The 14,822-nt window shown below is 68.4% G+C and carries 11 protein-coding genes and 1 pseudogene; 9 read left to right on the forward strand and 3 right to left on the reverse strand.

The annotated features are described in order from the left end of the window. The 4 genes and pseudogenes from VFG33_RS12140 to VFG33_RS12155 form a co-directional block, all read left to right on the forward strand. Positions 1–259: pseudogene (locus VFG33_RS12140) on the forward strand (leucine--tRNA ligase); the annotation flags it as partial. 12 nt (positions 260–271) lie between these two features. Continuing rightward, positions 272–691, forward strand: a complete 420-nt coding sequence (locus VFG33_RS12145) for a YjbQ family protein (RefSeq protein ID WP_325025620.1) — start codon at positions 272–274, stop codon at positions 689–691. Between the two features lie 100 nt (positions 692–791). Next, on the forward strand, positions 792–998 hold the full coding sequence (locus VFG33_RS12150; RefSeq protein ID WP_325025622.1) for a hypothetical protein: 207 nt from the start codon (positions 792–794) through the stop codon (positions 996–998). A gap of 228 nt (positions 999–1,226) precedes the next feature. Continuing rightward, positions 1,227–3,788 (forward strand): ATP-binding protein, encoded by a 2,562-nt coding sequence (locus VFG33_RS12155; protein ID WP_325025624.1) that lies wholly within the window; start codon positions 1,227–1,229, stop codon positions 3,786–3,788. 561 nt (positions 3,789–4,349) lie between these two features. On the opposite strand, the gene VFG33_RS12160 is transcribed toward VFG33_RS12155, so the two are convergent. Beyond that, the gene (locus VFG33_RS12160; protein ID WP_325025626.1) at positions 4,350–4,877 is read right to left on the reverse strand and encodes a pyridoxamine 5'-phosphate oxidase family protein; all 528 of its coding nucleotides are present in this window, start codon (positions 4,875–4,877) and stop codon (positions 4,350–4,352) included. Positions 4,878–4,930: 53 nt separating this feature from the next. Here VFG33_RS12160 and VFG33_RS12165 point away from each other — a divergent pair, with 53 nt between their 5' ends. The 4 genes from VFG33_RS12165 (at position 4,931) to holA (ending at position 10,132) form a co-directional block, all read left to right on the forward strand. Then, the gene (locus VFG33_RS12165; RefSeq protein WP_325025628.1) at positions 4,931–5,773 is read left to right on the forward strand and encodes a DegV family protein; all 843 of its coding nucleotides are present in this window, start codon (positions 4,931–4,933) and stop codon (positions 5,771–5,773) included. A gap of 93 nt (positions 5,774–5,866) precedes the next feature. Next, a complete protein-coding gene (locus VFG33_RS12170; protein WP_325025630.1) occupies positions 5,867–6,667 on the forward strand; it encodes a ComEA family DNA-binding protein in 801 nt (266 codons plus the stop codon). Beyond that, positions 6,654–9,104 (forward strand): ComEC/Rec2 family competence protein, encoded by a 2,451-nt coding sequence (locus VFG33_RS12175; RefSeq protein ID WP_325025632.1) that lies wholly within the window; start codon positions 6,654–6,656, stop codon positions 9,102–9,104. The genes VFG33_RS12170 and VFG33_RS12175 overlap by 14 nt, the downstream gene beginning before the upstream one ends. Positions 9,105–9,139: 35 nt before the next feature. Next, positions 9,140–10,132, forward strand: coding sequence for a DNA polymerase III subunit delta (gene holA / locus VFG33_RS12180; protein WP_325025634.1), 993 nt, complete (start codon positions 9,140–9,142; stop codon positions 10,130–10,132). A gap of 74 nt (positions 10,133–10,206) precedes the next feature. On the opposite strand, the gene rpsT is transcribed toward holA, so the two are convergent. Then, a complete protein-coding gene (rpsT, locus tag VFG33_RS12185; protein WP_325025636.1) occupies positions 10,207–10,467 on the reverse strand; it encodes a 30S ribosomal protein S20 in 261 nt (86 codons plus the stop codon). Positions 10,468–10,792: 325 nt separating this feature from the next. Here rpsT and VFG33_RS12190 point away from each other — a divergent pair, with 325 nt between their 5' ends. Further along, the gene (locus VFG33_RS12190; RefSeq protein ID WP_325025638.1) at positions 10,793–13,825 is read left to right on the forward strand and encodes a S8 family peptidase; all 3,033 of its coding nucleotides are present in this window, start codon (positions 10,793–10,795) and stop codon (positions 13,823–13,825) included. Between the two features lie 35 nt (positions 13,826–13,860). Here the strand turns inward: VFG33_RS12190 and VFG33_RS12195 are convergent, their stop codons facing one another. Then, positions 13,861–14,760, reverse strand: a complete 900-nt coding sequence (locus VFG33_RS12195) for an aminoglycoside phosphotransferase family protein (protein ID WP_325025639.1) — start codon at positions 14,758–14,760, stop codon at positions 13,861–13,863. Positions 14,761–14,822: the final 62 nt, after the last annotated feature.

A 14,822-nucleotide genomic window follows, 5' to 3' on the forward strand; every position in this document is an offset into this window, starting at 1 on the left:
CCTGGGCCACGAGCCGACCGTCGCCAAAGCCGGCTGGCCCAAGGTCGACCCGGCACTGCTGGTCGAGGACACCGTCACCTGCGTGGTCCAGATCGCGGGCAAGGTGAAGGAGCGGCTGGAGGTCTCGCCGGACGTGACCGAGGCCGACCTGGAGCAGCTGGCCCTGGCGTCCGAGGCGGTCCAGAAGGCGCTGGACGGTCGCGGCATCCGCAAGGTGATCGTCCGCGCGCCCAAGTTGGTCAACATCGTCCCGGCCTGAGACGCTGCACGGATGCGTTCAGAGCTGATCGATGTCGGGACCGGGTCGCGCGAGGTTGTCTTCGATCTGACGAGCCTGTGTGAGCAGTTCGTCGCCGCTGAGGCCCATCAGGCCCAGGGCGACGGGATGCTGCACCTGTTCGTGCCGCACGCGACCGCCGGGCTGGCGATCCTGGAGACGGGAGCGGGCAGCGATACGGACCTGCTGGCCGTGCTCGAGCAGTTGCTGCCGCGCGACTTCGACTGGCGGCACCGGCACGGCTCGCCCGGGCACGGCCGGGATCACGTGGTGCCCGCGTTGATCCCGCCGTACGCGTCGGTGCCGGTCCTGGACGGGCGGATGATGCTCGGCACCTGGCAGTCGATCTGTCTGGTCGACACCAACGTGGACAATCCGCAGCGACAGGTCCGGCTTTCCTGGTTGCCGGGTTAAAGGACTACCCGGTAACAACGCTTTTGGCATTTTGGTGACTTATCGCGATGTTGCGCCTTGTGTTACGCACGCGAAACACGTCTCCGCTTGAATACCAGACATGGCAGCCCTCGACACCCTGCGGGACCACTGGCTGGGGCTCGGTACCGAGTTCCTGGTCCGGGCCACCCGGACCATCTGCGACGGCAGCCTGCTGAACGCCGACTCCGGCCGCGCGGTCACCAGCGCGCGGATCCAGGAGTGGGACGGCGTGCTTTCCCTGTACGCCGTCGCCAATGAACCCGAGGCGGTCCGGGTCAGCGCCTGAACTGTTCTGTTCCGGTGCTCGCCTGTTCTGTTCCGGTGCAGGCAATGGCATTCTTGCGGCGTCAGCAATTTGCGCTCTCGTGCGTTTTTCAACCAATTCGCCGGTGATCTGTCCGATCCGTGGTGGGTCCGCGTCCCGGAGTGCGGTCACCGGGTGCGTCCGTTATCCGAGCAGCTGTCACGCTATGTTGTGCGGGGTACAGATGAGGCTCTGAAGGGGTGACGGGACTTGTCGGACGCGGATGGCCGGGCTGAGGGACGGGCTGGGTTTGCCGATCTCCTGCTCGACTTGCGGGTCCAGGCAGGGCTCTCCCAGGAGGAGTTGGCCGATCGCGCCGGACTGAGTGTGCGGACGATCCGTGAGCTCGAGGCGGGCCGGGTGGCCCGTCCCCGGAAGGATTCCGTCCGGCTGCTCGCCGAGGGCCTCGGCCTGCGCGATGGTGACGCGGGCAAGTTCCTGGCCGCGGCCGGCCATGCGTCGGTCCGCCCGGTCATCGCGGTGGCCGATCCTGCCCCGACCGGGTTGCGCTGGCGCGGGACCCGTCCGATTCCCGACGGCCTGGTCGGTCGTGAGTCGGAGCTGCTGGAGCTGGAGCAACTCCTGCGGCAGAACCGGCTGGTGACTCTGGTCGGGCCGGGTGGGGTCGGGAAGACAGAGCTCGCGCTGGCCGCGGCGGACCGCTTCTCGGGTGCGGATACCACGGTGGTCGTCGTGGATCTGACCACAGTGCAGCGCGATGCCGCAGTACCGTCTGCCATCCTCGACGCGTTCGGCACCGCACCCGGTACTTCGGACCTCGACGACGTGTTGTCCGGCCGGAAGCCGGGTGACTTGGTGATCGTGGAGGACAACGCCGAGCACGTTCTCGACGGCGTGGCCACAGTCGCGAACCGGATGGTCCGCAGTTTCCCCGGGGTCGGCGTACTGGTGACTTCGCGGATCCCCCTCGGCCTGCCGGATGAGGTCGTACGCCGGGTCCAGGTGCTCGGCGTACCGGCGAACGACAGGGACCTGGACGAGATCGCGGCGAGTCCGGCGGTCGAGATGTTCTGCCGGCGAGCGGCCCGGGTTCGCCCTGACTTCAAGCTGACTCCGGAGAACTCGGCGCTCGTGGCTCGGCTCTGCCAGCGGCTGGACGGGTTGCCACTGGCTTTGGAGCTCGCGGCCGCGCGGGCCGGGTCGTTGTCGGTGGAGACGATCCTGGCTGCGCTGGACGACCGGTTCCGGCTGCTGTCGGGGCCGCGGCGGTTCGGGGCGCCGCATCAGCGGACGCTGGCGGACACGATCGCCTGGAGTGTGGACGCGCTGTCCGATCCGGCGCGGCAACTGCTCTACCGCGCTTCGATGCTGGGGTCGCCGTTCACTCTGGATGCGGTGGTCGGCGTCTGCACGGGTCTGCCGATCGAGGCAGCTGACGTGCCGATGCTGCTGGCCGAACTGGTGGACAAGTCGCTGCTGCAGCCGGTGCTGGAGTTCGAGCAGCTGTACGGCGCTCGCTACAAGATGCTCGAGACGATCCGTGAGCATGCGTACGCCGGACTGTCGTCGCAGGGCGAGGACCTGATCGAGTTCCGCGATCGCACGGTCGCCTGGTGCTCGACGTACGTGGGCAGTCTCGAGGGAGCGTGGGCGAGCCCGGACCGCGACCGCCGGTATCGCGCGGCCAATGCGAACTCGGCCACCTTTGAAGTAGCCCTGGAGCGGGCGGCCGAGCTGGGCCAGTGGGACATCGCCGCGCAGATCGTGCTCGGGTTCCGGATTGCCTGGCAGTACCAGGCGAGCGTTGCGCAGAGCGGCATCCGGTGGGCCGCGGAGTGCGCCGACAACGTGGAGGACAAGGAAGTCAGCGGCATGCTGCATGCCATCGCCGGCAGGTTGTCGAACCTGACCGGTGACGTCCGCGCGGCCCGCGTGCACTACGGCGAGGCGCGGACCCTGATCTCGCCCGAGTCGGAGATGGGCCTGATGGCACGGGGCGGCTGGGTCTCTTCCGGCTCGCTGCTGCTGGACACGGTCAGCCTGGCGGAGATCCCGACGCTGGTGGCCGACGCACGCGAGCACGGCAACGTGCAGCGGTCCGCGACGGTCCAGGCGATCTGTGGTCTTGCTCTGGCGCGCTGGGGACGGCTGCCGGAGGCCAAGGAGTTGCTGCTCGCTTGGGAGGCCGCGCTGGCCAACCCGGAGGTGTACCCCGACGAGATCGCGTATCTCGCGCTCAGCCGGGTCGACCTGGAGCTGGGCAACCTGGCGGAGGCCCGTCGCTGGGCGGAGCTGGCCCGGGAGAGTCAGGCCTCGGACGATCCGGAGCGGACCAAGGTGGCCGGCTGCCTGGCGATGGTCGAGTTCCAGGAGGGCCGGTACGACGAGGCCCAGGCGCTGCTGGACGAGGCTGACGCGGACATCCGGGGTCACCGGGGCTACTTCGACTACCTCGTGATGCTGTATCGGAGCCGCGTGGCCCGGCGATCGGGGAATCTCACCGTGGCGCGGGCCGCGATCAAGGACGCGGTGGGCCGCCTGCTGGTCGAGGGACGGGTCGTCTATCTGCTGGATGTGCTGCCTGAGGCTGTCGCGGTGCTGCACGCGGACGGGCAGTCCGAGGAGGCCGACAGGCTCTGCGGGCAACTGCTCGCCTGGCAGCGCACCATGGATCCCCCCATGCTCCCCACGGCGTGGGCAGTGCTCCAGGAGTCCTGCGAAAGCGCCTCAGTGGCCCCCGGTTGGCCCGAGCCCGATCCTGCGGAGTCCGTCCGGCGGTTGGCGGACGACGTACTGACCGCTCTTACCTGACGCGCCTTTTCTGAAGCTGCCGGGAAGCTGCCGGGTTTCCTGCCTCGTCCTGACATACCTGTCGGAACCAGTATTGAGGTCGTAGGGCAGGTCGCACGAGACAGAGATCCGAAGCCGGGCTCGGCTTCAAAGGCAGGGAATGGGGGCGGTGGCCGTGAACAGGGAAACGCGGCACGCCGGACTGCCGGAAAACACTTCGAGCCCGGTGCAGGCGACGCGGAGGGCATCCGACGGCGGAACGGTGGGGGCGCCGGACAGCTGTCGAGATCTCCGGAGTGCTGCAGCGTGTGGATCTGTCCTACCTCACACCGGGTGCCGTGTTCCGTCAGGGCACCGGACCCGGGGCGGGGTCCCAGCGGTGGCCGGGCACACGACACAGGGGACGAGTGCCGGCCCGGTTGACACGGGAAAGCCGACAGGTCTGGTCACCTGCCGGTGGGTCAACCGCTGGGGCTCCCCGGGGGGAGCAAATAGGTCACTGGGCTGACAACCAGGGGGAGTCAGCAAACGGCGAGATGGAGGCCACCGGAGGGGTTGGCCGCCATCTCGCCGCGGTCTTTTCTAGCTGTGGTGTTTCTGGCTGTCCGCGAGCACCGCGGGCTTGTCGAAGGCGTAGCCGACCATCCACGTCGGCTGGAGCCGGTAATAGACGATGTCGTCGGCCCAGCTCGACGGCGAGCTCCCGTAGTGCGCCACCAGGTGCTCCTCGATCTCGGCGAAGTCGGGATGCTCCGGCGTGAGGACCTCGACCTGTCCGTGGCTGAAGATCCCGACCCGCTCGCCGTCGACATACGAGATGCTCGCTGCCGGCCTGGCCTTCAGCTGCCGCGCCTTGGCCGCTGAGCCCGAGGTGGTGAACACCCAGCGCGCGTGCAGGAAATGGCCGTCGACCGCGCTGATCCGTGGCTCGCCACCCGCGGTCACGGTGGCCAGGTTGAGCGTGCACATGCCGGTCAGGACCTGGGTCAGCTCCTCCGCGTTCAGTCGTCGCTGGTCGGTGATGATGTTCTTGAGATGCTGCGTCGAGCGCCCGTACGCCGCTTCCAGCAGCTGTTGCAGTCCGGTGACTTCCTCGCTGGTCTCCTTCATTCTTCGGAGTCTGACACCAGGCGCCGACGAAAACTGTCCGGTAACCTCGCTGCATGTCAGCCCGCGTGCACGTCGTCACCGACTCCACCGCGGGTCTGTCGACGCACGAGGTGCTCCGGCACCCGCTGACCGTCGTCCCGCTGCAGGTAGTGATCGGCGGGATCTCGTACGACGACGGCGCGACCAGCGCGGATGCCGTCGCCGAGGCGCTGAAGACGTTCACCCCGGTCTCGACCAGCAGGCCGGCACCGCAGTCGTTCGCCGACACCTATGCCCGGTGTGCCGCGGACGGGGCCGAGTCGATCGTCTCCATCCATCTGTCCGGGGACATGTCCGGCACCTTCGAGGCCGCCATGATCGGCGCGAAGGAGTCACCTGTGCCCGTCCGGGTGGTCGACTCGCGGTCGCTCGGGATGGGGTTGGGGTTTCCGGTGCTTGCTGCGGCGGCCGCAGCGGCTGACGGGGCCTCGCAGGCTGAGGTGGAGGCGGCCGCGCGTGCCCGGATGGCCGCTGTGTCGGCGTACTTCTATGTGGACACGCTTGAGTACCTCAGGCGTGGCGGCCGCATCGGCGCTGCCCAAGCCCTGCTCGGTACTGCGCTGGCCGTCAAGCCGCTGCTCACGATCAACGGTGGGCGGATCGTGCCGCTGGAGAAGGTCCGGACGTCGAGCCGGGCGATCGCGAGGCTGGCCGATATCGCGGTGCAGCGTGCGGGTGACGGTCCGGTGCAGGTTGCCGTGCATCACCTGGCGAACATCGACAAAGCGCACACCTTGGCCGACGGCCTCGCCGAGCGCCTTCCCCAGGCGGAGGAGATCGTCCTCCGGGAGGTAGGCGCCGTCATCGGGGCCCACGTCGGCCCCGGCATGCTCGCCGTAGTCGTCGCGCCTCGCTGACCTCTCCGGCTCGCTCAGCCGCCCCTGTGCCGACTTCTCCACAGGCTCGAAGGTTTTCTGGGCAGCTCGGCTCAGGCTCGTACTTTCTCTGGCGTGAAGTTGTCACGCCGTTCTCCAGCGCCGGATCAGGCCGACCGCCAGCATGCCTTGGCCCGGCTCAGAGCCGCGACGCCCGCGGAGTCGGCAGTTGAAGGGCCGGCAGCCGAGGAGCTGGAGGAAGAGGTGCGCGGTGGATGGATTCCTGAAGCGGTCATGCCCGAGCGCTTGCGGGGTAGTCGGTGGTCGCTCTCGCCACGCCATGTTCTGGTGGTCGCGCTCGTGTTGGCCATCGGTCTGCTCTGGGCCGGATGCTCCGTACTGCGCTCGCGGCCGGAGGTGGTTCCAGACGCTCGCCCGTCGGCCGGGATCGTCTCCGGCTCACCGGTCGCGGCGCCGTCGCCGTCCCCATCACCTGCGGCGCAGACGACGCTTGTCGTCCATGTGGCCGGCAAGGTCCGTCGGCCAGGATTGGTGCGGACCAAGGTCGGCTCCCGGGTAGCGGACGTGGTCGCCGCCGCAGGTGGAGCCCTGCCCGGGGTGGACCTGGGCGGACTGAACCTCGCCCGCCAGGTCACCGACGGCGAACAGATCATCGTTGGTCAACCAGGCGCCCAACCGGGGCTGCCTCCATCAGCGCCGGTGACTCCCGGCTCGTCGTCGACTGCTCCAGTCGATCTGAATACCGCGTCCCTATCCCAGCTCGAGAACCTGCCGGGAGTCGGACCGGTCCTGGCCCAGCGAATCATCGACTACCGAACCGAACACGGCCGCTTCACCAGCATCGACGAACTCCAGGAGGTCTCAGGCGTCGGCGACAAGAAATTCGAATCGCTGAAACCCCATGTCCGAGTCTGAGCCGGAGGCGGCTGATGAACGGTGGGATCTGCGGTTGCTGTTGCCGGCGGCGGCCGGCTGGCTGACTGCTGTTGTTCTGACTGCCCAGGCACCGGTCGTCGGTCTCGTGGTGGCCGGAGCAGTGGCCGCCCTCATCGCGATTCTGTTCTTCCGTAACAGGGGTCGTTCCTGGGCCGGTGCGATCGTCACGGTCGTCGGGGTGGCGGTTGTGGTTGTCGGGATGGCGTTGGCGGCGGCCCTGCAGGTGCAAATGCTGCGGTCCGGGCCGGTGCCGGACTTGGCGTCGGCGGGGGCCGCGGTGAAAGTGCGGCTGAAGATCGACGGCGATCCGGCGGTTCGCGCCGGCACCGGGAATCGGCGCCCGCCCTACGTCGTGGTGAAAGCGACAGTCGAGGAGGTGACCGGCCGGGGGAGAACGACCAGGGTGCGAACCCCGGTCCTGGTGATCGGCTCCCCGGAGTGGCAGCACGTTCGCTTTGGTCAGCATGTCGAGGCGAGTGGTCGACTCGGCGCGGTGGAAGCCGGATCCGATGTGGCCGCGATGTTGTCAGCCAGGGCCGTCCCCAAGGCATTGGACGAGCCGGCGTGGTGGCTGCGCGCGGCCGAGCGGGTCAGAGCAGGTCTTCGTGAATCGGTGGCCGGCGAACCAGAGGCTGTCCGCGGTCTGGTGCCGGCGCTCGTCATGGGCGACGAATCGGCTCTCCCGCCTGACCTCGTCGAGGACTTCAAAGTCACCGGCCTCACGCACTTGTCGGCCGTGTCGGGCACCAACCTGACGCTGCTCCTCGCCTTCGTCCTCCCGCTCGCCAGGCTGCTCGGGGTGCGGGCGCGCGGGTTGACGGTGGTCGGGCTGGTGATGGTGGTCGTGTTCGTGGTGCTCGCGCGACCACAGCCGAGTGTGCTGCGGGCCGCCGCGATGGGGCTGGTCGCGCTGGCTGCCATGACCGGTGGGGGCGGGAAGCGGCGAGCGGTGCGGAGCCTGTCCTTCGCGGTGATCGCGCTGCTGTTGCTCGATACGTCGCTGGCGCGGTCGGCCGGCTTCGCCCTGTCCGTGCTGGCGACGGCCGGGATTGTGCTGCTCGGACCGGGGTGGCGGGATGCGCTCGCGGTGTGGATGCCGATGCGGTTGGCCGAAGCGATCTCGTGTCCGCTGGCTGCGCAGATCGCATGTACGCCGGTTGTGGCGTGGTTGTCCGGCGAGGTCTCGTTGGTCGCGGTCGGCGCCAACCTGCTGGCTGGTCCGGCTGTCGGTCCGGCGACGATCCTCGGATTCGGAGCGGCCGGGGTCGCGCTGCTGAGTGCGGACCTGGCCCGCCTCGCGGGATGGCTGGCAGGGTGGCCCGCTCGATGGATCATCCTCATCGCCCAGGAAGGTGCGGACCTGCCCGGCGCCGCCAACGCCTGGCCGGCGACAGTTGTCGGAGTCGCAGTACTGACTCTGCTCTGTCTCGTGCTCGTGGTGGGGCTTCATAGGATCCTGGCCCGCCCGATCGCGATGGTTCTCGCCGTCCTGCTGCTGGCTCTCGTCGTCCTGCGACCTGTCGGACCCATCGGTTGGCCGCCGGTGGACTGGCTGATGGTGGCTTGTGATGTCGGACAAGGCGACGGGTTGGTGGTGCGGGTCGGGCCGGGGGCTGCGGTGGTCATTGACACGGGTCCCGAACCGGCCGCCATGGATCGGTGTCTGCGGGAGTTGGAGATCGACTACGTGCCGGTCCTCGTGCTGAGTCACTTCCATGCGGATCATGCGGGCGGGATCGCAGGTGTGCTGAGTGGAAGGAGGGTCGACGAGATCGAGGTGACGCCGTACTCGTCGCCGGCCGCCGAGTACCGCCGAGTGACGGAACTGGCGGCTGCCCACGACATCCCGGTCCGCACGGTCGCCTTCCGAGAGCAACGAGTCGTAGGCCCAGTCACCTGGACCACCCTCTGGCCGGCCAAAGTCCCCGCACTCCCTCAATCCGCAGGGTCTACACCGGCTGTCTCCGCCCCGCCACGTCGGTCTGCGGCGACTACCGCGCCTGCTGCGTCCCCGACGGAGGAGGGGTCGCCGGAGAACAACGCGAGTATCGCGATGATGGTCGAGGTGTCCGGCCTGCGGATGCTGCTGACGGGCGATCTCGAGCCTGAGTCGCAGCGAGCGATTGTTGCCAGCGGCGCCGACCTCAGAGCGGACGTGTTGAAGGTTCCGCACCACGGTTCGGGCAACCAGGAGCAGGCGTTCATCGCCGCGACCGGCGCGCGGCTCGCGGTGATCTCCGTCGGCATCGACAACGACTACGGTCACCCGGCTCCGCGCACCCTCGAACTGCTGTCCCGCCAAGGAATGGCCGTCGCGAGGACCGACACCGCGGGCTCGGTCGCCATCCTCAGGACCGACGGCACCGAAGGAACCGGCGGACGCCTCGCGATGACCACCGAAGGCCCGTCGCCGTGAAGTTGTCGGTGGAGCGTGGGATGCTGGGCCGCGTTATGGCTGCTCGAAAGAATTCCGCGCCCAAGCTCGGCGATGTGCTGCTCGTCACCGGTTCGGAGACGTTCCTGGCCGACCGTGCCGTCCGGTCCGCGATCGCGGCTGTCTCCAAGGAGGCGGCAAGCTCCGATGGTGTCGAGGTGACCGAGATCAACGGCGGAGACCTCGACGTCGGGGTGTTCGCGGAGCTGACCGGCCCGTCCTTGTTCGCGGCCGAGCGAGTGCTGGTACTGCGGCTGCTGGAGAACCTGCCGGCCGAGATGGTTCCGCATCTCATCGACTACGCGGGCGCGACCTCGGACGACGTGCTGGTGGTGCTGGTGCATTCCGGCGGCCAGAAGGGCAAGGCCGTCCTCGACAAACTGCGGAAGGCCTCGGTCAACGAGGTGGTCGCGACCGCGCCGAAGACGTGGGAGCTGCCCCAGTTCGTGGTCGGTGAGATCCGGCTGCTCGGCGGCGGGATCGACGAGCGAGCGGCCACTGCTCTGGTGGACGCCGTCGGGCACGATCTGCGGGCTCTCGCGGGAGCGTGTTCGCAGTTGGTGTCGGACTCGGGCGGCAAGCCGATCACCCAGGAACTGATCAGCCAGTACTTCGGTGGGCGGGCGGAGGTGACCAGCTTCGCGGTGGCGGATGCGGCGATCGCGGGGCGGACCGAGCCGGCGCTGGAACAGTTGCGCTGGGCTCTGGACTGCGGGGTCGCGGCGGTTCTCGTCACCAGCGCGATGGCGGGTGGATTGCGTGGACTGGCGAAGTACACGAGTGCGCCCAGCGGGCTGCGGGAAGCAGACCTGGCCCGCGAGGTCGGCGTACCGCCGTGGAAGCTGAAGACGCTCAAGCAGCAGGCCCGCGGGTGGACGGCCGGTGGGCTGGCGGCCGCGATCAAGGCGGTTGCTCAGGCCGATGCGGACGTCAAAGGCGCCTCGGGTGACGCCGGCTACGCGCTGGAACGGATGGTCATCACCGTCAGCCGAGCCCACGGCCGCCGCTAGAGGTACTTCTTCTGGGCACGCAAAAACGATCGGCCCGGTTCAACTACTAAGTGGGGCCGATCGTCAAGGCGTGGTCAGAGGGAAGCGGCCTTCTTGAAGATGGACGACTTCCGGTTCGCAGCCTGGTTGGCGTGGATGACGCCCTTGCTGGCAGCCTTGTCGAGCAGGCGCGCGGCAACCCGGGCCTGCTCCTGCGCCTTCGTGGAGTCGCCGGCGTCGGCAGCCTCACGGAAGCGGCGAACAGCCGTCTTGAGGGTCGACTTCACTGACTTGTTGCGAAGTCGCGCAGCCTCGTTCTGGCGGTTGCGCTTGATCTGGGACTTGATGTTCGCCACTGAGCAGAGCCTCGATCAGGAGTTTGCGGTCGATACAGGAAAGTTGATGCAGTGCGTGCACGGGTGAATACCAACGCACACGCGCGAAGAAACAGACTAGCAGCGAGCCCCAGTCACCACCAAACCGCCTGAACACCCCCGTACTCCGGTCCGGTCTCGCGCGGACCCGGAATGTTGGTGACACGGGGTGGTGTGAGCGTGACATCGCGGCGGGGTGACGGCATACTCGGGCCCTCGTGACGCCGATCACCGCGGGGGTGGTGTGGGTGGCCGTCACCTCGCAACCCCAAGCTCCACCCAGCTCCGTCCAGCCTGGAGGAACTCCGTGCCAGCTCCCGCCCGTCGCATCACCGTGCTCGCCGTCGCAGCCGTGTCGGCCACCGCTCTGGTGATCGCCCTCGGCAACCACGCCACCGCCTCGACCACCGCCACCGACCCGTCGGTGAAGCAGAGCGCGGACACCACTCCGGGACAGGCCGACCCCCAGGTCAAGGAGTCACAGACCGGCGCGTACCTGGTGCAGCTCGACGACTCGCCCGTCGCGGAGTACGCCGGTGACATCGCCGGCCTGCCCGCCACCACAGTGGCACCCGGCAGCAAGCTGCTCAGTACTGCGACCCAGGTGGTCTCGTACGTCAAGCACCTGGCCCGCGAGCGCACCGAGGTGCTGAACCAGATCCCGGACGCGCGGAAGCTGTACGACTACAACTACACGTACGCCGGGTTCTCGGCGCAGATGTCGCACGACGAGGCCACCAAGCTGGCCAAGACCTCCGGCGTGAAGAGCGTGGAGCCGAGCGAGATCCAGCACCAGGACACCGTCGACACGCCGCGGTACATCGGGATGTCCGGCAAGGGTGGCGCCTGGCAGCAGGCGGGTGGCATCGACAAGGCCGGCGACGGCGTGATCATCGGGATGATCGACTCCGGGTACGTCCCCGAGCGGGCCAGCTTCGCGCCGCTCAAGACGACCAAGGCGTCGGATGCGTTGATCAAGAAGAAGTGGAAGGGCACCTGCCAGGTCGGCACCGAGGAGCCCGTTGCCTGTAACAACAAGGTGATCGGCGCCCGGTACTTCAACGCCGGCATCGGCAACCGGCCGATCCCCGAGGAGTACACCTCACCTCGCGACTACGGCGGCCACGGCACCCACACGGCCAGTACTGCGGCCGGCAACTACGGCGTCGACATGTCCGTCCTCGGACGCGACTACGGCAAGGGCTCGGGCATCGCGCCGCAGGCCCGGCTGGCGATCTACAAGGTGCTCTGGGCAGTCGACGCGAGTGGTGGCGGCAGCGGCACGGACGCGGACATCGTGGCGGGCATCGACGCCGCGGTCGCGGACGGCGTGGACGTGATCAACTACTCGATCTCCGGCTCCGGTTCGACCTTCGTGAACGCGACCGGCCTGGCCTTCCTCCGCGCTGCCAAGGCGGGGGTTTTCGTGGCGACGAGCGCCGGCAACACCGGCCCGGGCGTCAGCACCGTCGGCAAGAACTACCCGTGGGTGACGACTGTTGCCAATGGCACCCATGACCGTGAGGTCCAGACCACGGTCACGCTGGGGAACGGCAAGTCCTACACCGGTGCGGGCATCGGCGCCGGAACCCCGTCGACCCCGGTGGTGCTGGCCAAGGACGCCGGCCTGCCCGGCGCGAACCCGACCAACCTCGTGCTCTGCATGCCGGGCACGCTCGACCCCGCCAAGGTGACGGGCAAGATCGTGGTCTGCGACCGCGGCGTCAGCGCCCGGGTCGACAAGAGCCTGCAGGTGAAGAACGCGGGGGGTGTCGGCCTCATCCTGGTCAACCCGACTGCGAGCTCGCTGGATTCCGACCTGCACTCGGTGCCGACTGTGCACCTGGACCACGTGGCTGGCCCTGAGGTGAAGGCCTACGTCGAGAGCACCACGAGTCCGACCGCCCAGATCGGTGCGGCGCAGACGGTTCGGGTGAACGCGCCCAAGGTCGCCACTACGTCCAGCCGCGGTCCCTCGCTGGCCGGCAACGGCGATCTGCTCAAGCCGGACATCATGGCTCCGGGGACCAACGTCCTGGCCGCGACCAGTGCGTTCAGCGCCGCCGGTGGTCAGTACGCGTTCATGAGCGGTACTTCGATGGCGTCGCCGCACATCGCCGGCGCGGCCGCAGTACTGAAGAGCAAGTACCCGACCTGGTCCCCGATGGCGATCAAGTCCGCGCTGCTCACCACCGGCACGAACCTCGACACTGACGGCGACCCGATCAAGAACGACTCGGGTTCCGCGGGCAACCCCTTCGGGTACGGCGCGGGCGAGGTCCAGGCGAAGCGGGCGATGGACCCGGGCCTGGTCTACGACTCGTCGTACGACGACTGGGCCAAGTTCGTCTGCGGTTCCGGCCAGGTCGCCGCGACGCACGAGCTGTGTGCGAAGGGCAAGATCGACCCGAGCGACCTGAACTACCCGACCATCGCGGTCGGGGATCTGGCCGGCAAGCAGACGGTCAAGCGGACCGTGCGCAACGTCGGGAAGCTGCCGGAGGTGTACTTCCCGCAGGTGGAGGGCCTCACCGGCTTCAAGGTGACTGTCACTCCCAAGCTCCTGGTGGTGCTGCCGGGCCGGACTGCGACGTACAGCGTTACCTTCCAGCACAACGGTGCGCCGCTGGAGCAGTACTCGTTCGGCAAGCTGAACTGGAAGTCCAGCCGGCACACGGTGGGCAGCACGCTGGCGATCCGGCCGCTGACGGTCAAGGCTCCGGTGCAGGTCAACGGCACCGGTACTAGTGGCTCTGTGCAGGTCCCGATCACCTCGGGCTACACCGGTTCGCTGCAGACCTCGGTGAGCGGGCTGACCGCGGCCAGCACCAACGACGCCGTACTGAAGAACCCGGGTGGCACGTCCTTCCCGACCGCGAATCCGGCCGCCAACGAGCACGTCGCCAAGTTCACGGTCAACGTGCCGGCGGGAACGAAGTACGCGCGCTTCTCAACCTTCGACACGGACTACCCGGCCGGTACGGACGTGGACGTCTTCGTCTACAAGTCCGGTACTACGGCTCTGCTGGCCAGCAGCACCGGTGGTTCGGCAGAGGAAGAGGCGAACCTGCCGAAGCCCGCGGGTGGTTCCTACGACGTCTATGTCGACCTGTTCGCCGGAGCCGACGAGCAAGCGGTCAAGCTGAACCACTGGGAGCTCGCAACATCCACCGGCAACCTGACCGCAACCCCCGCAACCCAGCCGGTCCAAGCCGCAGGGCAAGCAAATGTCACTGCAACCTGGACCGGCCTCACCGCAGGCACCCGCTACCTAGGCCAACTCCTCTACACAGACGGCGCCGACGGCTCCGGCTCAACCGTGCTCCGAGTAGACAGCTAGGCGGGCCACGCCTGGGCTGATGCCGGTCACCGGCATCAGCCCAGACGTTCGCGGAGCCAGTCGAGGTGGGCCAGGGCGTGGTCTCGTTGCCAGGGGCGGAGGGTCGGGAGTCCTGGCGGGGGTGGCTGGTCGCTGCCCCACCAGAGGCCGCCTGCGATGCCTGCCAGGAAGCCGGTGATGCCGTCGTCGTCCGGTAGCTCCGGCAACTCCACCGCGCCGCGCATGTCGGCGTGCAGGATCACGGTGTCGGCCCAGGGCGCGGCGACGGCGGCATGAGCCCAGTCGATCAACACGACCCGGTCCTCGGTCATCAGCAGGTGGTCGGCTCGCAGATCCCAGTGGGCGAGCCCGTCGCCCTTCGCTAACGCGGCCAACCCGGTACGAGCCAACTCGGCCAGCTCCTGCTCCCGCCCGGCAACCCACTCCGGTACTGCGGTCCCGTCGGCGATCACGTCGTCCCACCGGCTCAGGAACCCCTGGCTCCGCACAGCTGCGACCGGCGCATCCGGCCACGGTGACGGCTGTAGAGCCTCGGTCAGCTCCGCCAGGGCATCGAGCACCCTAGCGGCGTCATGGGGATGCCACGGATGCGGTGGCAGGTAGCCGTCGATGTCCTCGAGCAGGAGAGCCACCCAGTCCCCGTCGTCGTACACGTCGTACAGGAGTGGTGCGTAGGGCAACGAAGCGAGGCCTTGCATGACGGCGATCTCGTTGCGGAACAGGCGCGGCGTGTCCGGGTTCAGCGAGGAGCCGACCGCCTTGACGAAGGCACGCCGGCCGGAGGTGGTGATGAGGCGCGCGGCGACGCCGGGGGAGAACCCGCCCTGCTGCGTGGTGGCAGAGGCGACCGAGGAGCCCAGCACCCGGCCCACCCAGGCTTTCACCCCGACCGGAACCTTCTCGAAGGGCAACCGCACTCCCACAGCATGCGCCATGCCACCTGAGGGTAGAGCTCGCAGAGCCGCCTCGCCGGGAATTTCCACCGAGAGTAGGCGAG

The sequence above is a fragment of the Kribbella sp. genome (assembly GCF_035687465.1).
Classification (GTDB): domain Bacteria; phylum Actinomycetota; class Actinomycetes; order Propionibacteriales; family Kribbellaceae; genus Kribbella.